This window comes from Aliinostoc maniaoense (genome assembly GCF_058172895.1).
Map to the genome: position 1 here is coordinate 6167832 of NZ_CP187952.1, position 23531 is coordinate 6191362.

At 42.6% G+C, this 23531-nt stretch carries 22 protein-coding genes; 7 read left to right on the forward strand and 15 right to left on the reverse strand.

Translation table 11 applies throughout. From position 1 onward, the window contains the following. Positions 1-159: 159 nt before the first annotated feature. Entirely contained in the window at positions 160-1413 is a 1254-nt protein-coding gene (locus ACPZ3T_RS27050) for an RNA-guided endonuclease InsQ/TnpB family protein (protein ID WP_490272513.1), read from the forward strand. 223 nt (positions 1414-1636) lie between these two features. On the opposite strand, the gene ACPZ3T_RS27055 is transcribed toward ACPZ3T_RS27050, so the two are convergent. Both ACPZ3T_RS27055 and ACPZ3T_RS27060 read right to left on the reverse strand, forming a co-directional pair. Beyond that, entirely contained in the window at positions 1637-3229 is a 1593-nt protein-coding gene (locus tag ACPZ3T_RS27055; protein WP_490272514.1) for an alkaline phosphatase D family protein, read from the reverse strand. 354 nt (positions 3230-3583) lie between these two features. Continuing rightward, positions 3584-4123: a PEP-CTERM sorting domain-containing protein gene (locus ACPZ3T_RS27060; RefSeq protein WP_490272515.1), complete on the reverse strand. Its 540-nt coding sequence runs from the start codon at positions 4121-4123 to the stop codon at positions 3584-3586. A 673-nt stretch (positions 4124-4796) separates the two neighbouring features. Here ACPZ3T_RS27060 and ACPZ3T_RS27065 point away from each other — a divergent pair. Further along, entirely contained in the window at positions 4797-5168 is a 372-nt protein-coding gene (locus tag ACPZ3T_RS27065) for a hypothetical protein (protein ID WP_490272516.1), read from the forward strand. Between the two features lie 67 nt (positions 5169-5235). Here the strand turns inward: ACPZ3T_RS27065 and ftsH3 are convergent, their stop codons facing one another. The 7 genes from ftsH3 to asnB all read right to left on the reverse strand — a co-directional run bounded on the left by ftsH3 (position 5236) and on the right by asnB (position 12948). Beyond that, positions 5236-7077 (reverse strand): ATP-dependent zinc metalloprotease FtsH3, encoded by a 1842-nt coding sequence (gene ftsH3 / locus ACPZ3T_RS27070; RefSeq protein WP_490272517.1) that lies wholly within the window; start codon positions 7075-7077, stop codon positions 5236-5238. Between the two features lie 76 nt (positions 7078-7153). Next, positions 7154-7954, reverse strand: coding sequence for an aminotransferase class IV (locus tag ACPZ3T_RS27075; RefSeq protein WP_490272518.1), 801 nt, complete (start codon positions 7952-7954; stop codon positions 7154-7156). A gap of 83 nt (positions 7955-8037) precedes the next feature. After that, positions 8038-8427, reverse strand: coding sequence for a hypothetical protein (locus ACPZ3T_RS27080; protein ID WP_490272519.1), 390 nt, complete (start codon positions 8425-8427; stop codon positions 8038-8040). Next, positions 8396-8791, reverse strand: a complete 396-nt coding sequence (locus tag ACPZ3T_RS27085; protein ID WP_490272520.1) for an NACHT domain-containing protein — start codon at positions 8789-8791, stop codon at positions 8396-8398. The genes ACPZ3T_RS27080 and ACPZ3T_RS27085 overlap by 32 nt, the downstream gene beginning before the upstream one ends. Before the next feature lie 438 nt (positions 8792-9229). Beyond that, entirely contained in the window at positions 9230-9787 is a 558-nt protein-coding gene (locus ACPZ3T_RS27090; protein WP_490272521.1) for a hypothetical protein, read from the reverse strand. A 362-nt stretch (positions 9788-10149) separates the two neighbouring features. Continuing rightward, positions 10150-11403: a class I SAM-dependent methyltransferase gene (locus ACPZ3T_RS27095; RefSeq protein ID WP_490272522.1), complete on the reverse strand. Its 1254-nt coding sequence runs from the start codon at positions 11401-11403 to the stop codon at positions 10150-10152. Positions 11404-11457: 54 nt separating this feature from the next. Then, the gene (gene asnB / locus ACPZ3T_RS27100) at positions 11458-12948 is read right to left on the reverse strand and encodes an asparagine synthase B (RefSeq protein ID WP_490272523.1); all 1491 of its coding nucleotides are present in this window, start codon (positions 12946-12948) and stop codon (positions 11458-11460) included. 360 nt (positions 12949-13308) lie between these two features. Between asnB and ACPZ3T_RS27105 the strand changes: the two genes are divergently transcribed. From ACPZ3T_RS27105 to prmA, 3 genes are all read left to right on the forward strand, one after another. Then, the gene (locus ACPZ3T_RS27105) at positions 13309-13482 is read left to right on the forward strand and encodes a hypothetical protein (RefSeq protein WP_490272524.1); all 174 of its coding nucleotides are present in this window, start codon (positions 13309-13311) and stop codon (positions 13480-13482) included. A 56-nt stretch (positions 13483-13538) separates the two neighbouring features. Next, positions 13539-15119 carry a phosphoglycerate dehydrogenase gene (serA, locus tag ACPZ3T_RS27110; protein ID WP_490272525.1) on the forward strand — a complete coding sequence of 527 codons (1581 nt, stop codon included), beginning with the start codon at positions 13539-13541 and terminating at the stop codon, positions 15117-15119. A gap of 283 nt (positions 15120-15402) precedes the next feature. Next, positions 15403-16323 (forward strand): 50S ribosomal protein L11 methyltransferase, encoded by a 921-nt coding sequence (prmA, locus tag ACPZ3T_RS27115; RefSeq protein ID WP_490272526.1) that lies wholly within the window; start codon positions 15403-15405, stop codon positions 16321-16323. A 352-nt stretch (positions 16324-16675) separates the two neighbouring features. Here the strand turns inward: prmA and ACPZ3T_RS27120 are convergent, their stop codons facing one another. After that, on the reverse strand, positions 16676-17236 hold the full coding sequence (locus ACPZ3T_RS27120) for a DUF2231 domain-containing protein (RefSeq protein WP_490272527.1): 561 nt from the start codon (positions 17234-17236) through the stop codon (positions 16676-16678). 10 nt (positions 17237-17246) lie between these two features. Beyond that, entirely contained in the window at positions 17247-17993 is a 747-nt protein-coding gene (locus ACPZ3T_RS27125; RefSeq protein ID WP_490272528.1) for an LmeA family phospholipid-binding protein, read from the reverse strand. Positions 17994-18251: 258 nt separating this feature from the next. Between ACPZ3T_RS27125 and ACPZ3T_RS27130 the strand changes: the two genes are divergently transcribed. Then, positions 18252-19307, forward strand: coding sequence for a hemerythrin domain-containing protein (locus ACPZ3T_RS27130; RefSeq protein ID WP_490272529.1), 1056 nt, complete (start codon positions 18252-18254; stop codon positions 19305-19307). Between the two features lie 103 nt (positions 19308-19410). Here the strand turns inward: ACPZ3T_RS27130 and purB are convergent, their stop codons facing one another. Then, positions 19411-20706 carry an adenylosuccinate lyase gene (purB, locus tag ACPZ3T_RS27135; RefSeq protein ID WP_490272530.1) on the reverse strand — a complete coding sequence of 432 codons (1296 nt, stop codon included), beginning with the start codon at positions 20704-20706 and terminating at the stop codon, positions 19411-19413. Positions 20707-20827: 121 nt separating this feature from the next. Here purB and ACPZ3T_RS27140 point away from each other — a divergent pair, with 121 nt between their 5' ends. Next, on the forward strand, positions 20828-21094 hold the full coding sequence (locus ACPZ3T_RS27140) for a ribbon-helix-helix domain-containing protein (RefSeq protein WP_490272531.1): 267 nt from the start codon (positions 20828-20830) through the stop codon (positions 21092-21094). A gap of 52 nt (positions 21095-21146) precedes the next feature. On the opposite strand, the gene ACPZ3T_RS27145 is transcribed toward ACPZ3T_RS27140, so the two are convergent. From ACPZ3T_RS27145 to ACPZ3T_RS27155, 3 genes are all read right to left on the reverse strand, one after another. Next, positions 21147-21668, reverse strand: a complete 522-nt coding sequence (locus tag ACPZ3T_RS27145; protein ID WP_490272532.1) for a DUF421 domain-containing protein — start codon at positions 21666-21668, stop codon at positions 21147-21149. A 76-nt stretch (positions 21669-21744) separates the two neighbouring features. Beyond that, positions 21745-22647 carry a YihY/virulence factor BrkB family protein gene (locus ACPZ3T_RS27150; protein WP_490272533.1) on the reverse strand — a complete coding sequence of 301 codons (903 nt, stop codon included), beginning with the start codon at positions 22645-22647 and terminating at the stop codon, positions 21745-21747. Positions 22648-22843: 196 nt separating this feature from the next. Beyond that, positions 22844-23080: a hypothetical protein gene (locus ACPZ3T_RS27155; RefSeq protein WP_490272534.1), complete on the reverse strand. Its 237-nt coding sequence runs from the start codon at positions 23078-23080 to the stop codon at positions 22844-22846. Positions 23081-23531 lie beyond the last annotated feature (451 nt).

Here is a 23531-nt window from a genome sequence, read left to right on the forward strand (position 1 = left end):
CAACGCGCTGCCTCAGGAATGGAAGCGAGAAGCTTCACCCCTGAATCAAATTGCTGCTTTGCGGCAATTTGATTCAGGGGTGAGCGACGAGTGAGTAAATAAACTTTGGTACATAGCGGGTTGTATGTATTTTACAGATTTAATGGTAAAATGTGAGGCATGGAAAAAGCCTACCGCTACAGAGTGTATCCAACTGCCGAGCAAGAACAGATATTGCGTCGGACAATTGGTTGTGTGCGGTTGGTTTTTAACAAAGCTTTGGCGGCAAGAACCGAGGCTTGGTATGAGAGACAGGAGAAAGTTGATTACGTTCAGTCTTCTGCTATGTTGACGCAGTGGAAGAAACTTGATGACCTCCAGTTTTTGAATGAGGTTAGCTGTGTACCACTGCAACAAGGTTTGAGACATCTGCAAACCGCTTTTAGTAACTTCTTTGCTGGTAGGGCGAAATACCCCAACTTTAAAAAGAAACGTAGTGGCGGCAGTGCAGAGTTTACTAAATCTGCTTTCCGGTGGAAAGATGGGCAAGTCTACTTGGCTAAGTGTTCTGAGCCACTGCTAATTAAATGGTCTAGGCAACTTCCCAAGGGGTGCGAACCCAGTACCATCACAGTTAGACTTGAACCCTCTGGGCGATGGTTTGTTAGTTTGAGGATTGATGACCCGACAAACCAGACCATGCAACCAGTTGATAGTGTTGTAGGGTTGGATGTTGGAGTGAGCAGCCTTGTTACCTTGAGTACGGGTGAAAAAATTGCTAACCCCAAAGCGTATGAGGCGCACTATCAAAAGCTCCAGGTAGCGCAGAAGTCTTTGAGTCGCAAACAGAAAGCTTCTCGCAACCGAGATAAAGCAAGACTCAAAGTAGCTCGTCTTCAAGCTAAAATTTCTGATTCCAGGAAAGACCATTTGCACAAACTGACAACTCGACTGATTCGTGAAAACCAAACGATAGTGGTTGAGGATTTGGCAGTTAAGAACATGGTCAAGAATCCTAAACTTGCCCGTGCCATCAGTGATGCTGCATGGGGAGAATTGGTCAGACAACTGGAATACAAAGCTCTTTGGTATGGCCGAACCTTAGTAAAAATTGACCGATGGTTTCCCAGTTCTAAACGCTGTGGCAACTGTGGACATATTGTTGATAAATTGCCGTTGAACGTCAGAGAGTGGGACTGTCCCAACTGCGGGACGCACCATGACCGAGATATCAATGCGGCTAAAAATATTTTGAGCCAGTGCTGTGGGCGGGTTTCCCGACTTGTTCGCGGAGCGTCTCGAAGAGAGGCAACTGGCGTGGCGGTGGGACACACCGTTACAGTCTGTGGAGCGAACATAAGACCTGATAGGCATAAGTCTAAAGGGCAGTTGCAAAAAACCCGTAAGGGAAGGAAACAGAAACCTAAGTCGTGAGGCTTGGGAATCCCCCGCTATACCATCAGGTTAGCGGGGGAGGATGTCAATGCTGAGAACTACGCAGCCACCAACAACTTTATTCGTAATTGGGCATGGGGCGAACCAATTCAAAATTCAAAATACCCTTTGCTACGCAACGCTAACGCGAACGGGAAGGCTTACGCCTACAAAATTCAAAATTAAAGAATTGTTCTCCCCCTGCCCCTACACCCTTACACCCTTAAACGACTTGCCGGACTCCAGCAATACCGTTGTCAACTACAAATGAAGCTCGGTTACTAATTGTGCCGAATGGGGTGGTAACATTTGACATCACTAGATAATCTGACCTCCAGGTGCTGGGTGTTAATGTACAACGCACATATCCCCGTTGACCGTTGTAAAATTTAATATGGGGATTATCTGGTAAATATGCTTGCACTGTGGGACTGATATCTACACCATCGCCACCGGAACTGATGGAGGAGCAGACAAACTCACTACCTAATGTGGTTGATTCTGGATTATCAAAGTTAGCTTTCAGATTCATCGCCCAGTGAGAATGCACATCCCCTGCTAGAGAAATTGGGTTGGATGGTTGACGTTGTGCGAGAAAATTCATGAGGCGATCGCGGGAAGCTAAATAAGCATCCCATTTATCCATGCTGAAAACTTGCCCTTCTCCGGGTAGGAAGTCTCTCTGAGCAATGGGAACTTGCTGCGCCAAAATATTCCATGTGGCTGTTGATTTATCTAAGCCATCATACAACCAGCTTTCTTGTGCTTCACCCAAAATTGTGGCTTGAGGATCAAAAACTTCTGGACAACGCTCCTTACTACCATCGCCACAGGGTTGATCAGTGCGATACTGACGAGTATCTAAAACGTTGAATGTAGCCAGATTACCAAAGTTCAAGCGACGGTAAAGCTGCATATCAGGGCCAACAGGTCGGGAGAAGGGACGCAGAGGCATATGTTCGTAGTATGCCTGATAAGCTATGGCTCGGCGTTGTGCAAAGATAACTGGATCTTGATCTGGTTCGGTATCAATTTCTGAGATTAAGTTGGCGTAGTTATTTTCTACTTCGTGGTCATCCCAAGTCACAATCCAAGGGAAGGCGGCATGAGCCGCTTGCAGATTCGCATCAGTTTTATAGAGGGCGTGGCGGTTGCGATAATCTTCTAAGGTGAAAATTTCTGTACTGTTGTGTTGTCTCGGCCGAGTGAGATTGATTCCCCCTTCATAAATGTAGTCACCAACATGGACTACTAAGTCGAGGTCATCCTCCGCCATGTATTTATAGGCACTGTAATATCCTTGCTCGTAATGTTGGCAGGATGCTAGGGCAAACTTCAAGAGATTGGCAGTGCTACCAGAGGCGGGAGCAGTGCGAGTCCGGCCAATGGGGCTAGCTTCGCTACCAACGTTAAAACGATACCAGTACCAAGTATGAGGTAAAAGTCCTTCTACTATTACCCGTACAGAGTGAGCTAGCTGCGGAGTTGCCAGTACAGTCCCTCTGGAAATAATCCGTCTCATATTCGGGTCAGTGGCTACTTCCCAGCGAACCGGCACATTCACCTGTGGCATTCCACCACCATTTAAAGGTTCGGGAGCTAATCGAGTCCAGATCACGACACTGGTATCATAGGGTTCGCCTGATGCCACACCCAATTTAAAAGGATAATCGGAAAATCTGCCTTTAGCGATCGCCTGTTGATGAGGGAATTGGCTGGCTACAGCTAAACCAGTAAATGCTCCTGCTCCCATAATTAAATTGCGTCGTTTGATGCGACTTTGCAGGAACTTTTGAACATTATGATAATCTACCATTTTCTACTCCTGATTAATTAAAAAATATGTAGAAGGAATGTAATACCAATTCACAAAAAATATGATGCAAATGTAGGTTGGGTTGAGGAACGAAACCCAACACATCAAAGTCTTATGATTGTTGGGTTTCACTTTGTTCAACCCAACCTACGCATCTGTTTCATTATTTTCATGAATTGGTATAACACAAAAAAGCTAGGGTAGTTTATCTCTGAATAAAAAGATGCTTTCATACCCACTTCTGCAAGTGCTATCAATGTGTTAGTTGTTATATCTGCACGTCAAAATAATTATGTAATTCGTCAGCCTATGTACAAGCTATGACGAATTAATAATTATTGCTTTAAGTTAAGATTAAAATTTTAGTTTTCCCTTACCTATTTCCTTTTTTTTTATCATCAAACTAACGCTACCAACCAAGAGAAATCCTGCTAAAAATGTCGGCTCAGGAACTTTTCTATAAGAAACTGTACCAGATATCAACTCACCATCTGGGGAATTAATAGAGTAAAGTGTAAAATCTTCACCAGCAATTTCATATCTAATAAAACTCGCTGGATTAGTTTTGTCATCAAACTGATAATTTAATGCTAAAGATGTTGCGCCTGTAGAAAAAGTGGTGGTATAAACCAGAGGAAATTCTGGGTATTGAATATCATCTTGTTCGGTGTAAATGTTGGAGTCACCGTCAAATTGAAAAGAAAGAGATTTTACTATTGCGGCGTTATCGATGAAATTTGAGTCATCAAAGCTAAACAAGCCATTTCCTTTAGCAGTAGGACTATCAACGGTGAAAGTATAACGAACAATTGCCGCCGATGCTGGATTTAAATTTACACTAGCCAAACCGAAAGCCAAACTAGCAGCAAGGACTAATTTTGAACCCAATTTCATCGCTATTTTCCTCACTATAAACTTCTGTTAGCAATGCAAATCACAAACAATGAAAGTCGTATATTTCTCTATTTCCAGGAGACTTTTGTGATTATTAACAGTTAACAATCAACACGAACCAAGGGCTAATTTAGATAGCCGAAATCTAAAAATTCTAGAGAATTTTATCAAGTTAATAATGCAAGTAGAACGACTTGAAAAACAAACCATTTCAAGGCATTGAAAAAAAAATGGCAGCAAGTTTGTAGTCAGGACTTTAGTCCTGATTAGAGGACTGAAGTCCTTACTACGAACCTTTAATTATTGACGAATTTCTACTTACAGAGACGATAAATCGCCTGTCAAATACGAAATCTCTCCACTAATCAGCATTAACTTAACCCTATTTTTCCATCACTGATAAAATTGGTGATGCAAATCGGTTATTTCTTTTTGGTTATCAGAAGAAATACCTGTGCAATTAGTTGACACTAGACTATATTCAGGTAAGAAGTTTAAGTACAATTTAATTCGAGGTAAAAATCAAAAATAATTAATAAATTACCCGTAAAAGCCTTGAAACACCTTAGAATAATTCGTAATACTCACAAAGCGAGTTCGCGGAGCGTTACGCAGTAAAGCAAGCTATGTAATTATCTATCCCATTCTTTTTTAGACTTCAAGGTCGTCTAATATGAATCAACCATCAGATTTGCAGGTCAAATATAAAAAAATATTTCCCATTCTTATGTTAGTTTGTAGTACTTTTATACTATATGTATCATTATTAACCGGATTTTCCCCAAATACAATTACAGGTTTAATACTTTTAATACTCGGTTCGTTAATGTTGACACGCACGGTAGCCGTTATTACTCCAAATGAGATTCAGATGATGAATCTATTGGGAATGAAAGTTAAAGTCTATTCTTACACTCCTGACCAAATTGTAGTTACCAATAATAGTATTTATGTTAATGACAAAAAAGTTATTTCAGGTTGGTGGGCAGATATCAATATCCAAGAAGTAAAAGCATTTTTCTTGCAAATACAAGAAGAAAAATAATCATAAAATAAGGGTAACTCTAAATTTTTCAGAGTTACCCTCATTTTAGATTTGAGATGAATAGAAACTAAGCAAAAGCGGCGGTTTTTACATCGTTGTTTGCTAGAATTTCTTGCAATTCATCAGCATCTACGGTTTCTTTATCAACCAGCATTTGCGCGATTTGGTCTAAGATGTGGCGGTTACTTACCAACACTTCTTTAGCGCGGTTGTAGGCTGTTTCTACTAATTTCCGCACTTCTTCGTCAATTGCGGCGGCAGTTTCTTCAGAGAAATCACGCTCAGACATGATATCCCGGCCTAGGAACATATTACCTTGCTGACGACCGAGGGCGACGGGGCCGAGTTTATCACTCATCCCAAAGCGGGTAATCATTTGCCGGGCTACGCGCGCGACTTGTTGTAAGTCATTGGAAGCACCTGTGGTTACTTCTTCTTCACCGAAGATAATTTCTTCAGCTAAACGACCACCTAAAGCTACAGCCATCTGATTTTCTAGATAAGCACGGCTGTATAAGCCTGTGTCCATGCGGTCTTCGCTGGGGGTGAACCAAGTTAAACCACCAGCACGACCACGGGGAATGATGCTAATTTTTTGTACTGGGTCATAGTCGGGCATTAAAGCACCCACTAAGGCGTGACCGGCTTCGTGATAAGCTACTAGGGTTTTGCGTTTTTCGCTCATTACCCGGTCTTTCTTTTCTGGCCCAGCGAGGACGCGATCGATGGCATCATTGATTTCATCCATCGAAATTTCAGTTAAGTTGCGTCTAGCTGCCAAAATTGCGGCTTCGTTGAGCAAGTTAGATAAATCTGCACCTGTAAAGCCAGGGGTACGACGGGCGATTTTATCTAAGTCTACGTCTTTGGCTAAGGTCTTGCCACGGGCATGGACTTTGAGGATTTCGCTACGTCCAGAGTAGTCGGGACGGTCTACTACGACTTGACGGTCAAAACGGCCGGGACGTAATAAAGCTGCGTCTAGTACGTCGGGACGGTTGGTAGCAGCAATAATAATGATGCCGGTGTTACCTTCAAAACCATCCATTTCGGTAAGTAACTGGTTGAGGGTTTGTTCCCGCTCATCGTTACCACCGCCTAAACCTGCACCCCGTTGACGACCTACCGCGTCAATTTCATCGATGAAGACGATACAGGGAGCATTGGTTTTAGCTTGCTCAAACAAGTCACGAACGCGGGAAGCACCCACACCGACGAACATTTCCACAAACTCAGAACCGGAGATGGAGAAGAAAGGTACACCAGCTTCCCCAGCGACTGCACGAGCAAGGAGGGTTTTACCTGTACCGGGAGGGCCGACTAGTAGGACACCTTTAGGAATTTTTGCACCAACGGCGGTAAAGCGATCGGCATTTTTCAAAAAGTCTACAACTTCGTTGAGTTCTAATTTGGCCTGGTCAATACCAGCGACATCTCCGAAGGTGACTTGAGTTTGCGGCTCCATTTGCACCCGCGCTTTGGACTTACCAAAGTTCATGGCTTGGCTACCGGGGCCATTTTGAGCGCGACGGAGTAAGAAGAATAAGCCTACCAGCAGCAATACTGGGAGGAATAAGCTACTGAGTGCTTTTAACCAAAACCCTTCATCGGTTTGAGGTAAAACAGATATATCAACGCCTTTGGAAGTAAGAGTATTTATAAGGTCTGGGTCGTTGACTAAGGTAACAAGTTTTTTACTGGGTTCGTATTTAGGTGTTACCAAGGCTGTAGAACGGTCTGCGCTCAGACTGACTCTTTCTACTCTACCTTTTTGAACTTCTTGAATAAATTGGCTATATCGCCATGTTTCACGACTTTGGGGTTGTTTATCAAAGAAAGCTGTGCCAAGTGCAATTACAACAATAAATAGCAGCGCGTACAGCCCCGCATTTCTCCATCTTTTATTCACTGAGGTTAATCCTCCCGTATTTTTGTGCGTAGGGCATTATTAGAATTATGTTAACTTATCTTAAGGTATAACAAAATCATCCTTCTGTCATGATAAATAATAGTCCCTTAAGTTTCTGCAAACTGGGATGGTAGGGATTATATTGTAACGACCCTGTAGATTGATGAACGGTATGTATGGGGATAATTTCCACCACACTATTAGTGTAGGCGATCGCTTCTAAGCTTTGGGCTAATTCTGGTGTCCAAGGTTGTTGACGTACTACCTGTTGATGATGAGACAAGCTATTCATTAATTGCTGGCGGCTAATTCCTGGCAATATACCCGCTTCTAAGGGGGGAGTCCACCAACTCCCATCGCCCCACCCCCAAAGATTACCTGTGCTGGTTTCTAGCCAATTTCCTGCACTATCTACAAGAATAGCTTCTTGGGCATTTTCAGAGACTGTGGTTTTCGCTAACCAAGCACCGAGGTAGTTACCAGTTTTATGAGAGGGAAGACTCCGCGATAAGGCGCAACTAGCAACGGCGCAGGCGACACCGTGATGTTGTTTATCTGAGAGATTTTCTGGTAAGAATCTGCCAATTATCCATTCTCTACCATTGGGGAAGATCGTAATTCTGAGAACGGGGAAGTGAGTTAACATCACCTCTGCACCTTGACGTAACCGTCGCCAGTCTGGTTGTTGCCAATTGAAAGCTTGGAGAGAGAAAAATAGGCGATCGCAATGTGCCTGCCAGTTAGTTAAACTACTATCTAGCGAGTTGTCATACACCCTTAAAGTTGTAAACACCGTTGCCCCATACAGTAAACCTGGATCATAAATATCTAATTCCAGAGTTTGGGACTGAATTAAACTACCGTTGTACCAAAACATTTTAGCGACTGAGGACTGGGGACTGGGGACTGGTTTTACTAAAATTTAAATTCCATGTCCCATCTCTAATTTTCTACTCAAAGTTATTCTGGTTCAATCCACGCTTTAACTGCTTCAATCACAATTCCAGCAGGAGCAAATAAGATTTTTACAGTCTCAATACCTGCTGCTGTCATGACTTTTCGCAAACGGACTTTGAGTGGTGGATAACGTTTAATGACTTGCTCAATAATTTGCCCGTCTTTGAGTACAGGATGTTGCTCAACCGCTTGATCAACTATTAGCTGGGCTTCGGTTGGCGTTGGTTTATTCTGTTCTATTTGCTCAAGCAATTGGTGCAACACTTGTTCTAATTCAGCAATCTTTTGTGTTGCTGAGTAATTATTTTGAGTGCCAATCATATTACCTTCAACATTTCCGGCAACACTGGCAACAGCCGCATTAAAATTCATTTGTTTTAATTTTGTTGTCATAGAGTTTGGTAAATACCCGAAACGTTTCCCCCAAGTTAGACGGTATGGTGTGATTTGCTTGGAAAACAGTACACAGCATCAACAGTAAAAGCGGCGTTTCGCCAAACTCCCGCAACCTGTCGCCCAAGTTCTGCAACATCTGCTCACCTTGTGCTGGTAGATAGGCGCGAACAAACTGCTGCATCTGTTCTGCTGTCAGGGGTTGCATTTCCAGCTTCTTAGTAATGCCCAAATCGCCCCCCACGCCTAAATCCCGTGTGGTGAATATCATCGGTGTGGTTTTTTGGTAGTCTTGCCGGAATTTATATAAATCTTGTCGCGCTTTATCTGAGGGTAATTCGTTGATACCATCTACCAGCAGCAAAAGTTGCCCCTGACACCCGACTTTAGCGGGAAACTTGGTAGCCTCGCATCTTTAGATCGAGGTGGAAAAGTGACTTGTGCAACTTTAGTTGCAGTCAAAAAAAATGGTAAAATAACAGAGTGAGTAAGGTAATACTCCTGCACGTTGAAGCTTCTTAGTACGGCGAACTCCCGGCATCTTCGGAATCGCATTGAGTCGATATCCCAAGAATGTAAGTAATGGCAAGTAGCTGAGTGTACCGCAACATTGGCTTAGTGGAGAACCCCGGAAAGCATTTAATTAATTGAATAACGTAGCTGCAAGACTCATGGGTGTCGTATGTTCAGTGATGTCGAGCAGGTAGTGGGACTTTTGACTGTCCCTTCTAAGTGCTTCTTGGAGAATCCCCCGACTTTTTGCTTAAACGAGCGTAGCGAAGTTTAAGCGGTCGGGGGAGTGTCAAAGCAGTTGTTCTATGGTTGCGGTGTCTAGTAGTAGGCGATGGCGTTTTAAAAAATCCCGAATCAAGTCTAGGACTGAGGTTTGGTAATAGCGCAACTCTACTAGGATGGGGATTTGACCTAACCCCCCAACCCCCTTCCCTACAAGGGAAGGGTGAGAATTAACTCCCCTCTCCGCGTCGGGGAGGGGTTGGGGGAGGGGTTTCTTCGCTTCCTCCAGCAACAACCGCGCCAACGCTGTTGATTTCCCCGAACCCGGCCGCCCTATTAGCAAAACGTGTTCTTGAGCATATTTCCGCAACCCTGCCAGCACGTCTAAACGCTCAACTTTCTCCTGACTTCCGCTCCTTTCTTCCTTGGCAGATTGCACCGTCTGCACCATAAAATCTAACAGTAGCGGCGAGTGCCTCTGCTCAATTCGCTGCTGTCCCACTACATCCGTCAGCGTGTAAGTATTGCACCGTTGGGCATAATCATGACAGAGTGAGTTTAGGTAATCATTCCAATTAATCATGCTGCGTGGATTTGTGGGATGCTGATTTTGGGCAAAGAGCAAAGATTACAGCGCAAGGTGAAAGGTTTTTGACTCCACCTCTAGTCACAGTATGTCATGGACTCAGTTAAATTTACTGAGTTAAATTGTAACTGTTTTATTGCGTTTTAGATTCTTTTCTATGAGTATCAGCACTCCGTCGGCGAGTAATTTTGATAAATGAACAAGTCAGACTATGGAGATGCGATCGCTAAATTAACTTTAAGTAATAAGTAATGAGTAAATCTCATTACTTATTACTTATTTATTCCTATGGGCAGAATTAAAACAACTCAGTTTGATCCAAACTAGTAGGGGGATAGTTTGATCAAATTTAGTAGTCGTATGGCCTCATCAAACTGATTCACTCAGTTATCAAACATCAACTATTTTTGGATTTTCAAAATAGCCACTAAACCGTGACCACAACCCATTCCACTTTGCATTCCATATTCTAAGGTTCGCAGAGAATAACCCAATTGCGGCTCAATAATGTTAGCTCTAGGGTCTCCATACCACATCCAACCAACATCAGCAATAACGCGATCCATTGTCATCAGAGCGAACTGTAAGGATTTAGGAAAGTTATGCCACTCTTCTAAATCTGTGAGGCATATACTATTACAAAGCCGTTTTTGTGAATACTGCACAAGGATGTTCCAAGATGTAATTAACTGGTGCAGAAATGGACTGACAATAGGATGTTCTGGAACGATGTCAGGATCAATGATTAACTCTTGCAAGTCAGTACGCAAATAATCTTCATGTAGGGAATTGCTGAAGTTCCGAATTGGCTTTAATTTGGGATTGTACTCTCTAGTGTCAGTATGACGGCCGACGAGAATAGAACGATCCATGAGTTTTAAAACTTCAATTCCGACTCCAGTTTTTGTGGTTAATTCTTGAGCTAGTTCCCTAACTTCATCACCTGTCCAAAATCTCAGAGGGAATTTTTCAATGTGTAAGCTCTTTCTCAACTGCTCAGGATACAGATAACTCATGGTGTAGTCACGTACCTTTTCTTCTTCTGAGCTAGCGAACCAAAAATCTGGCCATTCAATAGAGTAACGCCCAACTAAATCTAGGACAACAAGACTATTGTTGCTAGCGTGTGTTGTAATCTCTTGCAACAGTTGTACAAGTTGTTGTCGAGACAGATGAGATAAGGCAGCATAAGCAGAGAAGTAGATATCAAAAGGCTTTTGCTCGGTTTTAAATTTGCCTAAACCTTCTCGTAGGTCTTGTTGGGCAAATTTAACATGAGGCTTAGACTCGAACAAAGTTTGACCTTTTTCAATCATTGCTGAACTGATATCTAGTCCCAAATAGATATCAATATCCTTTTCGGGTAATACCCGTTTGTGTTGTAAGTCTAAATCTAAATCACGAAAGTCGGTTTTGGTCAAGATTTCGTAACCCTGTCCAGAACCACACCCCAGATCCAAAATTCGCACACCTCGTCTTTCTTGCTGACAACGTTCTACAAGTTCACGCAAAAATGGTCTGAAAGCGATTCTGGTTAATTGGTCTTCCCAGTAAGTACGGATACTATCGTATTTACCAGAGAGATTTCCTACATAAAGATCATATTTGCCATCTTTGACTGCCTGTGAATAAGTTTGAGATCCAACGGATTGCATTATTTATACCTCAGTTACTTAGGACTTCTGAACCCAGTCATGCTGGATTCAGATTTAATGCAGAGTTCCTTGCCATTTGCCAATCAGAGCAACAGTATCGGGGTGGTCAAAATGACGTTGGAAAATCCTGTAATAGAATAACTCTTCTTTGCTACTTACAGGAAGTCTTTGGCTACGTGCTTCCCCCAATTCCTGCTCAGTGATGTATTGATGAGCGTAGTCTTGCAAAACCATTGAAGATGCACAACCTTGGGCAAATTCCATCTTGTCTCGCCAAGTAACTTTTGTCGGTAGTAAGTCTTCAAAAGCCTTACGTAGCAACCATTTCTCAATGCCAAAGGTTTTGTATAACTTGAGAGTAGGATCTATACTCAAGGATACTTCAATAAAGTCAGTATCTAAAAATGGTACACGTCCTTCTAAGCCATGAGCCATCGTCATTCTGTCTACTCGTTGCAGGTTAAGATTGTGTAGACCTTTGAGGATAGCCACTGACTCTTGATGTAAAGCGATCGCATCTTGATAATCTGCAAAGTAGCTATAGCCAGCGAATAACTCATCTGCACCTTCTCCCGACAGTACCACTTTCACGTACTCACTAGCTAGTCGGGAAACTAGATAACAGGGAATCGCACTGCGAACTAAAGCGAGATCAAATGATTCTAGGTAATAAATGACATCGGGAAGAACAGCCAGCATTTCCGACTCTGTGTACACATATTCATGGTGAATTGTGCCTAAATGCTCTGCTACTAGACGCGCCGCCTCAAGATCAGGAGAATTGGCTAGTCCCACCGAGAAAGAATGTAACGTGGGGATATGTTGCCGCATCAAGGCAGCGATAATACTAGAATCTAAACCTCCACTTAAGAAGACTCCCACTGGTACATCAGACATCAACCGCTTCTGTACACTTTGGGATAAGCTATCACGGATATTTGCCAGAACCGTATCTAAATCTTCGATAAACGGCTGATTTTCTGGGAGTTGGTAGTAAGGTTGTAATCCTAGATGGGAGTGATAATAATACCCATTAGGAAATTCCCGAATGTGGTCTGTATGTTCTACTAAGGCTTTAATTTCTGAGGAAAAGAAGATATTATCATCAGCAGTTCCATAGTAAAGCGGCTTAATGCCAATGCGATCGCGGGCTGCCAAAAATTCTTTACCGTCGCTGATCACAAAACTAAACATTCCATCCAAACTATTAGTGAGTTGAGAACCAAATTGTTGATAAAGCGGTAACAAAACTTCACTATCAACCTGTGTCTGAAAATTGTAGTTTTGACTGAGGTGATTTCTGATTTCTCGGAAGTTATAAATTTCCCCATTACAAACGCTATACAGTTTATTCTCCATCAAAGATAGGGGTTGATGACCCCCTTCTACATCCATGATGGCTAAACGCTGGTGTCCCAAAGCAAAGTTATCTTCTGCAATTACTCCAGTATCATCAGGGCCTCGGTGAGCCAAGGTTGATAACATTTCTGGCAAATCGTAGCTATGAGATACCCCTTTACCGAAAATACCAATAATCCCACACATAATCGGCTTTTGTTCTCCTGGTTCAATAGACCTCTTGGATATATATTTCTTCGCTTCATGTCAACCCCAATACTGCAAGCAGAACCCACAGGGTAGACAGAAAGGACAATCCAAGAATCATAAATTTTGCAACAGGTCTAACTTGATTTTAGCTATTAGTCTGTTATGTGTTGTATTTTGCAATTACTGATTAAACGGTTTCAGACATAGGAATTTCAGGGAAAAAAATAATAGCTGATGATATCAGGAACTAAGACTCCATCATCAGCAAAATATTGTAAAAAATTTAAATAAGCCCTGTTTGCGACTAAATTATCATAGCCAAAACTCGGTGTTTGCTTGTGTCGGCAAGCCAGTAGGGTGTGTTTAGCGCAAGCCGTAACGCACCTAAATCTTTGGGTGATGGGTGACGCGATCGCTAAGACAACCTACGTCATCGGTGTACCTAATATTCTGTTATGCTCAATAGGTGAGGTGCAAGAGTGCCATCATTTGTTATTAAAACAAATATTTTTGCTGAACTGTCACGAATAAAGACTAAACTAAAAAGTCTTGTGCAGCAAAACTTCTAACTTATAAATGATGTAATCATGTCTAAGGTTCTCGTCTCTGATCCTATTGACCAAGCTGGGATTGACATTCTCTCGCAAGTTGCTACCGTTGATGTCAAAACAGGTCTGAAACCAGCAGAATTAATAGAAATTATTGGTGAATATGACGCGTTGATGATTCGTTCAGGAACGCGGGTAACTCAAGAAATCATTGAAGCAGGTACTCAATTAAAAATTATCGGCCGTGCCGGTGTTGGTGTGGATAACGTGGATGTGCCTGCTGCTACCCGTCGGGGGATTGTTGTAGTTAATTCCCCGGAAGGTAATACGATCGCGGCGGCAGAACACGCCCTAGCAATGATGCTGTCTTTGTCTCGTCACATACCCGATGCTAACGCTTCCGTCAAAAGTGGGGTGTGGGATCGGAAAACTTTTGTAGGGGCAGAAGTATACAAAAAAACCCTCGGTATCGTCGGCTTAGGTAAAATCGGTTCTCATGTGGCGGCTGTAGCCAAAGCTATGGGCATGAAACTACTAGCTTACGATCCTTTTATTTCTAGAGAAAGAGCCGAACAAATCGGCTGTCAGTTAGTAGATTTAGATTTACTGATTCAGCAGGCGGATTATATCACCCTGCATATCCCCAAAACACCAGAAACTGCCCATCTAATCAACGCCGAAACCCTGGCAAAAATGAAACCCACAGCCCGGATTATCAACTGCGCTCGTGGTGGTATCATTGATGAAGCTGCTTTAGCCGCAGCCATTAAAGCGGGAACGATCGCCGGTGCAGCCTTAGACGTATTCGAGTCTGAACCCTTGGGAGAATCAGAATTGCGATCGCTCGGTAAAGAGATGATCCTTACCCCCCACTTAGGCGCGTCCACCACAGAAGCCCAAGTCAATGTAGCCATAGATGTAGCCGAACAAATCCGCGATGTACTCCTCGGTTTACCCGCCCGTTCTGCCGTCAACATCCCCGGACTTGGCCCCGATATTCTTGAAGAACTCAAGCCCTATATGCAGCTAGCAGAAACCTTGGGCAACTTAGTCGGACAGCTAGCAGGCGGCAGAGTAGAATTACTGAACGTTCGTCTCCAAGGGGAACTAGCAACTAATAAAAGTCAACCTCTAGTCATAGCTGCCCTCAAAGGCTTACTTTATCAAGCCCTTAGAGAGCGGGTAAACTACGTCAACGCCAACATCGAAGCCAAAGAACGGGGAATCCGCGTCATCGAAACCCGTGATGCTTCCGCCCGTGACTACGCAGGCTCATTACGTTTAGAAGCCACAGGTACTTTAGGAACTCATTCTGTAACTGGTGCATTGTTAGGCGATAAAGAAATTCACCTCACCGACGTTGACGGCTTCCCCATCAACGTACCACCCAGCAAATATATGCTGTTTACCCTGCACCGAGATATGCCAGGAATCATTGGTAGACTAGGTTCTCTGTTGGGTAGCTTTAACGTCAACATTGCTAGTATGCAAGTAGGCCGCAAAATTGTACGCGGTGATGCAGTTATGGCTCTCAGTATTGATGATCCCCTACCAGACGGGATTTTAGCAGAGATTACCAAAGTAGACGGCATTCGGGACGCTTATACAGTAACTTTATAAAGGCAGGGGGCAGGGGGCAGGGGGCAGGGGGCAGGGAGTAGGGGGCAGGGAGACAAGGTAGACAAGGAGAGAAGTCTGAGCGGAGGTTTCCTCCGCTCAGAACTTCGGGTAGACAAGGTAGAAATTTTTACCCCAATGCCCAATGCCCAATGCCCAATACCCAATACCCAATGCCCCATGCCCCATGCCCCATGCCCCATGCCCAATGCCCAATACCCAAAATTTTTGAATTTTGAATTTTGAATTTTGAATTGATTAGCCCCATGCCCTTTTCACTTCTCTTATGGCAAACACTTGGTGGGAATTACAGATATTATGTGAACCAGCGTTAGAAGACTCGGTTTTCTGGCGTTTGGAGGAATTTGGCTGTCGGGGAACAGCTAGTGAAAGCAAGGGAACTGACTGTTTAGTTAAGGGTTACTTACCTACTTTTCAAGCACAGCTATTAGATTTGGCGGCTTTGGGGCTATGGCTGCGGCAAGATGCTCTATGTGTAGGATTATCTAGCCCTAGCTTGAATTGGCAACTCATTGATGAGGAAGATTGGGCTAGTAGTTGGAAACAATATTGGCAACCGCAAGAAATTGGCGATCGCTTTCTCATCAATCCTGCATGGCTACCATTACCAGAAGACTCCGATAGATTAGTGATTCGTCTTGACCCCGGTGTAGCTTTTGGTACAGGCAATCATGCGACAACCCAACTGTGTTTAGAATCGCTGGAAATGCGTTTAGGCTCAGTTCCACAGTCGTTTATGGCAACAAATGCTAAAAAAGAACCTGTAGTAATTGCGGATATTGGCTGCGGCTCTGGTATCTTAGCAGTGGGGGCAGTGCTATTAGGTGCAGAAAAAGTCTATGCTGTAGATACTGATCCCTTAGCAGTGCAATCTACCTTTAGCAATCGCGCTCTCAATGATGTTAATCCAGAACGCATAGTTCCCGCCGAAGGTAGCGTAGACATTTTAAAAAAACTCATTGACAAGCCAGTAGATGGAATTGTCTGCAATATTTTGGCTGATGTGATTATTCAATTAGTCCCAGAAATCACCGAAATATCTCAAAAGAATACATGGGCAATTTTCAGTGGCATTTTAATAGAACAATCAAACTCCGTAGCTGAGGCTTTAGCCAAACATGGTTGGGTAGTCGCTACCATGTGGAAGCGCAAAGAATGGTGTTGTTTAAATGTGCGCCGTTCTTAATTAACGCCGTGTGCAACTTTCTCTAAAACCTAACCCCCAACCCCTTCCCTACATAGCTTGCTTCTCCGAAGGAGTGGGAAGGGGAGCAAGATTCAAAGTAGAGACGTTGCATGCAACGTCTCTACAGTTACAGGGGAGAGGTACTCTACAAGAAGAGCTTTGCTCTATGGAGAGGGGTTTCAAAAATAAGTTGCACATCGCGTGAATTACGAATTACGTAGCTTGCTTCCGCGTAGCGGTATTACGTTAGCGTAGCGGGGCGCAGCCCATTACGTAGGCGTTAGCCTACTCTCCGAGAACGCTACGCGTTCGCCAAAGGCGTTCTCGCAGAGTACCCGTAGGGTATTACGAATTACGGATATCTTCTACTACCAGCACCGACTACGCCTATTTTGTGACGATAGGAAAGCTCTGCACCAAACCAACCGGAAATGCTGGTGAGAGTACCGACGATTAAAGAAAGTAATAGTCCCCAGGGTAAGATTCTGGCTTCAATGTCGCCTAGTCGGAGTAGAAAATTGACGACAGTTAAGGCTAACAGAGACACATTGAGAATCAAATGCGCCCAGCCTGCTTGACGTTTACGGACACGTTCAATTTGGAGAAAATCACTTAAACCGATGATAGCAGCTATAACGCCGCTAGCTAATCCCAGTCCGATTAACCAAAAACTAGCCCTCGCCCAAAAGAAATCATGGGTTAGCCAATAACCAAAATCGCTACCCAAGGCGGCGGCTAAAAAGGCGATGGGGAAAATTATACTTAAGGGATGTAGAGGATGTCCAGCGATCGCTACTGTACTGGGTACACCAGAATCACGATATTCCCGATCGTCACTTTCAATCACTGGGGGAATATTAGGGAATGGTGTGGAATCTGTGGAACTTGTAGAAGTTGTTTCTGTGGTTTCCATAATAGTTATCCTAATTTTCAGCAAAGGGAATTTGTTCTACGTCCGCTTGTGCTTGCAGGGTGAGTTTACCTGTGTCTACTTCTAGTTCTTGAACTCGCAAACTCATTCCTTCTAAATCAAAGTTACTCAAGTTCAATATTTCACTGGTTTGTGCTATCAATGCTTGAGTTAATTGTGGTGAAATCTCCTCACCTTCGCCATAGGTGACATCTTCCAAGGTGACAGTTGTGCCATTAAAATTAACACGAGGTACTGCTGTAAATGCAACTTGGTGAATGGCGTTATTTTCTAATATCAAAATGCTGGCATTGATTGCAACTTTACCCTCACCCGGCAGGCTAAAGTCTACCTGTTGAGGTATAACTGTTTTGAGTTGCCCATCGATATTAATTTTCTGGTTTTGAATTTGAGTGCGGACATATTCCGAGTTAAAAGCACGGTTGATATCTGCTTGAGTTAATATTACCCTTGCCTTACCTGCTGTTGGTTTGGTCAGTTCAATTTTCCCAAAAGCCGCACTGAGAGGATTAATAGCCACGCTATTGATTTCCATGTTTATTTCCTCCATACGGAGGTCTTTTTGCATGACTAACCCTTCACCTGCGATCGCAACTGATTCCACTTCTCCTTGTACTAGCTTTAATGGATCAGTTTTAATATTTACATCTAAATTTTCTACTTCATCTAACTGGCTAGATAAACCAACTTCTGCGGTCTTATTTAAAGCCTGTTCGCCTATTCCAGAAACATCTGGCATTATTAACTAAACTCCTAAATTTTAAATATCTCTGAGCTAATTTAGAAAAATCATCTGGAAATTTTATCTATCTGACGACAGAGTAAATAATCAATATCTATCTATCTGCAAGTATAAGTATCAGTTAATGTCAACAAAAGACTGTATTTATATCCTGAGTTATGAGAATAATCGCTCAAAAGAAAGAGGGATATTACTATTAAATATGTGAAATTTATCTTGGTAAGAATACGAGTATTTTTTTGAGGAGAACTCACAATGGTATCAACATTAGATGATACAAAACGTAATGCTATTGCTGCTAAATTGGCAGATATGAAATTAATTCAACAGTTGATTATAGACAACGAGCAATTATTTTTGAGAGAATCAACTGATAACGAAATCAATGATCGCTTTCGGAATATGCTCGATGACGATCGCAAAAATTTGGGCATTCTCGAAACTGTTAATGTGCAGTATGGCATTCAACAAGAACCATGTAACACAGTGCGAGAAATGGTAGACAAGCTGCGCCAAATGATGCAAGGCTCGCAATTAAGTTTTTATGAAAAAGTCTTTCAGCACGAATTGTTGAAGCATCAACAAGTTATGAGTGGGTTGCTAATTCACAAAGCAGCACAAAAAGTAGGTGCGGATGTCATGGCTGCAATTGGCCCTCTCAACACCGTTAACTTTGAAAATCGCGCTCACCAAGAACAACTCAAAGGTATTTTAGAAGTCTTAGGAGTCCGCGAACTCACAGGGCAAGAAGTTGATCAAGGTATCTGGGGACGCGTCCAAGATGCAATGGCGGCTTTGACTGGTGCGGTAGGAAGTGCTGTCACCCAAGGTTCTGACAAACGGGATATGAATATCCAAGATGTGTTGCGTTTAGACCATAACAAAGTTAACATCTTATTTACTGAAATCCAGCAAAGCAATGATCCCCAAAAGATTCAAGAATACTTCGGTCAAGTTTACAAGGATCTAACCGCTCACGCTGAAGCTGAAGAAGAGGTAGTTTATCCTAGAGTACGTTCTTTCTACGGTGATAGAGATACCCAAGAACTCTATGATGAACAAGCCGAAATGAAGCGGATGTTAGACCAAATCAAAGCGATGAGTCCCTCTACCTCAGAGTTTAAAAATAGAGTCAGACAGCTAGCAGATATCGTGATGGATCACGTTCGTCAAGAAGAAAGTACCATGTTTGCAGCGATTCGTAGCAATCTCAGTTCTGATCAAAGCGAGCAGCTAGCGACACAATTTAAAGCAGCTAAAAGCCGCATTCAAGAAAGATTAGGCGGTCAAGCTACTGGTGCGGGAGTGTAATTCGTAATTCGTAATTCGTAATTCGTAATTCGTAATTCGTAATTCGTAATTCCCTAGGGGTTAAATTAGGGGCTAATAGAATATTAGCCTCTAATACTTTTGGTTAAATTCCTAACCTTTGGTAAACCTGATCTAAATGACGCAGATGTTGTTGGGGGTCAAAACATACAGCAATTTCTGCTGGTGATAGCTTTTGAGTCACACGGGAATCTTGGGTAATTAAGTCGTGGAAGTTACCTTCTGGCTTATTCCAAGCAGCGTGAGCGTTTTGTTGCACGATCGCATATGCTTCTTCGCGGCTCATTCCCTTTTCTACTAAAGCTAATAGCACTTTCTGACTGAATACTACTCCCCCGTAACAGTTGAGATTTCGCGCCATGTTTTCTGGGTAGACTAGCAGGTTTTTCACCAATTCGGTGATTTCCTTAAGCATGAAATGAGTCAAAATGCAAGCATCTGGGAGAACTACCCGTTCTACAGAACTGTGAGAAATGTCGCGTTCGTGCCACAAGGCGACGTTTTCTAAAACCGCACCGGCATGACTTCTAATTAATCTTGCCATCCCCGTCAACCGTTCCGAACGGATGGGGTTGCGTTTGTGGGGCATAGCACTAGAGCCTTTTTGACCTTTGGAGAAATATTCCTCCACTTCGAGAACGTCTGTTTTTTGCAGATTGCGAATTTCTACAGCAAAGCGTTCAATAGAGGCGGCGACTAAAGCTAATTGCTGCACATAATCAGCATGGCGATCGCGCGAAATCACCTGTGTGGAAGCCGTATCTGGCTGGAGTCCCAATTTTTGACAAGCGATCGCTTCTACTCGTGGTTCAATATTGGCATAAGTTCCCACCGCGCCGGAAATCTTACCCACAGCAATAGTTTCACGGAGAATTTGCAGCCGTTGTTGATGGCGCAACATTTCAGCTAGCCATCCCGCCAGCTTAAACCCAAAGGTAATAGGTTCAGCATGAATACCGTGCGATCGGCCGGCCATGACTGTATAACGATGTTCCCGTGCTTTAGAGCGAATCACCTGAATGAAATCTTCCAGGCGTTGCGCTATCACATCCAGACTAGCCACCATTTGCAATGCTAAAGCCGTATCTAGGACATCAGAACTAGTCAATCCCAGGTGAATATAACGTCCGGCATCGCCTACATATTCATTAACATTCGTCAAAAAAGCAATGACATCATGGCGGACTTCCGCCTCTATTTCCAACACCCGTTGGGGATCAAAATTAGCCTTAGCTTTAATTTCCTCAACAGCCGCAGTTGGAATATAACCCAATTCAGCTTGGGCTTCACAAACTGCAATTTCTACCTGAAGCCAGGTTTTGAACTTATAAAATTCAGTCCACAGGTTGCCCATTTCGGGCAAAGTATAACGCTCAATCAACGTTCGCGGCAGAATACGACTGTCATATTTTACAGTCTATTTAGCACTTGTGACATCGAGCATCCTGCCTCGTACTGTGGCCACTAGAACTCACTGACTAGCTGTTTATGTTGTAAAAATCATGAATATCCAACTTAAACCTGAATTAGAGCAAATCATTGCAGCACAAATTGCTACAGGTAGATATAACAATCCTGAAGAAGTAATTAGCAAAGCATTAAAGCTGCTATCAGAATGGGAACAAGGTTATCAGCAATGGGTAGAAGAAACACGGCAAAAAGTTGAAGTGGCTATTGAACAGTTAGATAGAGGAGAAGGCATTGATGGGGAAGTTGTAATTGAAAGATTGCGATCTAAACTGCGCCACGCAAGAGAGGTGCAAGGATGAAACAACAGATGAATCCGCCTCAAATTTCGTGGCTACCTCCTTTCGCATATGATTAAGGTGTGATGGACTTAGTTTCAGATTCATGTGTAATGATACTGATGCTACCATCAGCTTCCATATATGCAAACTTGACATCATGTAAAAATTCCACACCCTGCTGACGTAACTTACTCATCAACTCATCTTCTGTAATTAGCTCTTGTTGAAGATGACGCTCGATCATTTTGCCGTTTTTTACCAACAGCATGGGCGAGGGATTCAGAAATCGCTGAAAAGTCGGTAGTTTGTAGCCTAACCAGTTGAGAAAATAACTCCAAAAAATCACCGTTCCAACTAAAATCGCTCCTTCAGTAATTGATGTATAGTTACTAGCCATAGCATTTTGGGCAGCTTCAGCAAATAGCACCACGACAAGTAAATCGGTAATGCCTAAAGTTCCCAGTTGCCGACTAGGTAATAAACGCAACACGGAAAATAAAGCTAGGTAAACTAAAGACCCACGTACTACTAATTCTAGAACACTGATACTGGGAACAAAAACTGCACGCCAATCAATATAAAACCATTTATCCATCGTATAAATGAATTAAGTCCGAATTGCAAATCAAAAGTTAGAAAATCCGTGTTGGAAACATTATTATTGTTATTCGCTATTCTCTTTGATTAGCTGAAGTTTTTTCATTTATAGACACAGCATTACGATTCGGAACAATGCGTCTACCGTACTTTCTCGCATAAACCTGGGTGAACTCAGCCCCAAAAAACAGAATTTGGGCGGTATAGTAAACCCAAGCGAGGATAACTACCAGTGAACCAGCCGCACCGTAAGCCGAGCCAAAACTGCTATTACCTAAATACTGTCCTAATAAAAACTTACCAATAGAAAATAGCAGTGAGGTCAAACTAGCACCAATTAACACATCACTCCAAGCTAATCTGACATCAGGCAGGACTTTAAAAACTAGCCCAAACATAATTGTAGCGATCGCAAAGGAAAGAATAAAGCTAACTATCTGCCAGAGGAAATCAATACCTGGTAAGACTCCACTAGAATAAGTTACTAACGCTGTTAAGACTCCACTAATTACCAGGGAAGCCAAAAGTAAAAAGCCAATACCCAGAATCATCGCAAAAGATAAACAGCGTTTGCGAATGATGTTCTTTACACCACGTCCTGGCTTTGTTTTTACTTCCCAAATTGTGTTGAGAGAATCTTGTAACTCAGTAAAAATACCCGTTGCACCCAATAGTAGCACTACCAAACTAATCACAGAAGCGATTGTTCCAGCTTGTGGCCTATTAGCATTTTTGATGGCACTCTCAATTAATTCCGCACCGTCTTGACCTACTAAACTTTGTATTTGGGAAACAATTTCTCCCCGTGCTGCATCTTCACCAAATACTGCACCTGCGATCGCAATTACGATAATTAGCAATGGTGCGATAGAAAAGACTGTATAGTAAGCCAACGCAGCCGCCAAGCGCGAAGCCTGATCCTCATTCCATTCTCGAAACGCTTCTTGGAAAAGCTGCCAAATCGCCTGCAAATTCATTCAATCAGTCCCCCTGGAAATAAGATGCCATTTTTCGCCATGATATATTGGATACTGATTTGCTCAGTAATGGCATCTTCCCCAAGGTACTTATTAAGCTTTCTTAAGGCTGAATTTAGAATCATTTAACCCAGAAATAGAAGCACCCTCGTCACCCACATCACCCTTTACCCCTGGTTCTCAAGGTACTGACACTCTAAATTGCTGCTTCTTGAGGCTGACAATCAAAAACTACCATGAAGGAAGCATTTGGTACTACTTGCATCAAATGCTGCATATAACCATCAGCATCAGAACGGCTGCGAAAGCGAGCGACAATCTCACGATTGGCATCAGGAAGTAAACGTGCGATCGCCCAAGAATTTAGGCGTTGTTTATAGCCTTTGGTATGAGTTTCAGAGATCGTTGCTTTGTATTCAGAATTTTGTGGCATGATTATCTTAACCGTATTAAGTTTCAGTAAAGGCGTTAGTGAATCTTCCTAGACAAATTCACTAGCTCCTTTTTTATAGTGCTGCCACCTTGTTATTCGATTATTTATAAATTGTCAACACCGAGTGATATATTTTAGACTAACTCACTTGTAAATCCCTATTTAGTATGAATTATCAATCATCTATTTTTTAAGGGTCGAACAGCAAATTATAGCTTAAAGAAAATTCATTTGACTAATATTTTTATCTTTTATTATGAGTTTGTAAAGCTATAAATATTTCAGTATTCAAGTATAAGTATTGGTAAATAATAAGACAAGGTAAGTAGCAGTCATGAACTGTATAGAGCAGAACACATAAAAAAGTTTTTCCCTTACACCCCTATACCCCTTTGTCAAGCTAGAACAACTTGAAAACCCAAACTCTGTTAAATATTGAGTTTGTAGTCAG

What these genes read in the sequence shown, in the direction of transcription:
- ACPZ3T_RS27065 (WP_490272516.1), top strand. Translation starts at nt 4,797, where the DNA reads ATGAATCAACCATCAGATTTGCAGGTCAAATATAAAAAAATATTTCCC.
- prmA (WP_490272526.1), top strand. Translation starts at nt 15,403, where the DNA reads ATGGCAAACACTTGGTGGGAATTACAGATATTATGTGAACCAGCGTTA.
- ACPZ3T_RS27060 (WP_490272515.1), bottom strand. Translation starts at nt 4,123, where the DNA reads ATGAAATTGGGTTCAAAATTAGTCCTTGCTGCTAGTTTGGCTTTCGGT.
- asnB (WP_490272523.1), bottom strand. Translation starts at nt 12,948, where the DNA reads ATGTGTGGGATTATTGGTATTTTCGGTAAAGGGGTATCTCATAGCTAC.
- ACPZ3T_RS27150 (WP_490272533.1), bottom strand. Translation starts at nt 22,647, where the DNA reads ATGAATTTGCAGGCGATTTGGCAGCTTTTCCAAGAAGCGTTTCGAGAA.
- ACPZ3T_RS27095 (WP_490272522.1), bottom strand. Translation starts at nt 11,403, where the DNA reads ATGCAATCCGTTGGATCTCAAACTTATTCACAGGCAGTCAAAGATGGC.
- ACPZ3T_RS27145 (WP_490272532.1), bottom strand. Translation starts at nt 21,668, where the DNA reads ATGGATAAATGGTTTTATATTGATTGGCGTGCAGTTTTTGTTCCCAGT.
- ACPZ3T_RS27155 (WP_490272534.1), bottom strand. Translation starts at nt 23,080, where the DNA reads ATGCCACAAAATTCTGAATACAAAGCAACGATCTCTGAAACTCATACC.
- ACPZ3T_RS27125 (WP_490272528.1), bottom strand. Translation starts at nt 17,993, where the DNA reads ATGCCAGATGTTTCTGGAATAGGCGAACAGGCTTTAAATAAGACCGCA.
- ACPZ3T_RS27050 (WP_490272513.1), top strand. Translation starts at nt 160, where the DNA reads ATGGAAAAAGCCTACCGCTACAGAGTGTATCCAACTGCCGAGCAAGAA.
- ACPZ3T_RS27120 (WP_490272527.1), bottom strand. Translation starts at nt 17,236, where the DNA reads ATGGAAACCACAGAAACAACTTCTACAAGTTCCACAGATTCCACACCA.
- ACPZ3T_RS27080 (WP_490272519.1), bottom strand. Translation starts at nt 8,427, where the DNA reads ATGACAACAAAATTAAAACAAATGAATTTTAATGCGGCTGTTGCCAGT.
- ACPZ3T_RS27130 (WP_490272529.1), top strand. Translation starts at nt 18,252, where the DNA reads ATGGTATCAACATTAGATGATACAAAACGTAATGCTATTGCTGCTAAA.
- serA (WP_490272525.1), top strand. Translation starts at nt 13,539, where the DNA reads ATGTCTAAGGTTCTCGTCTCTGATCCTATTGACCAAGCTGGGATTGAC.
- ACPZ3T_RS27075 (WP_490272518.1), bottom strand. Translation starts at nt 7,954, where the DNA reads ATGTTTTGGTACAACGGTAGTTTAATTCAGTCCCAAACTCTGGAATTA.
- ACPZ3T_RS27055 (WP_490272514.1), bottom strand. Translation starts at nt 3,229, where the DNA reads ATGGTAGATTATCATAATGTTCAAAAGTTCCTGCAAAGTCGCATCAAA.
- ACPZ3T_RS27140 (WP_490272531.1), top strand. Translation starts at nt 20,828, where the DNA reads ATGAATATCCAACTTAAACCTGAATTAGAGCAAATCATTGCAGCACAA.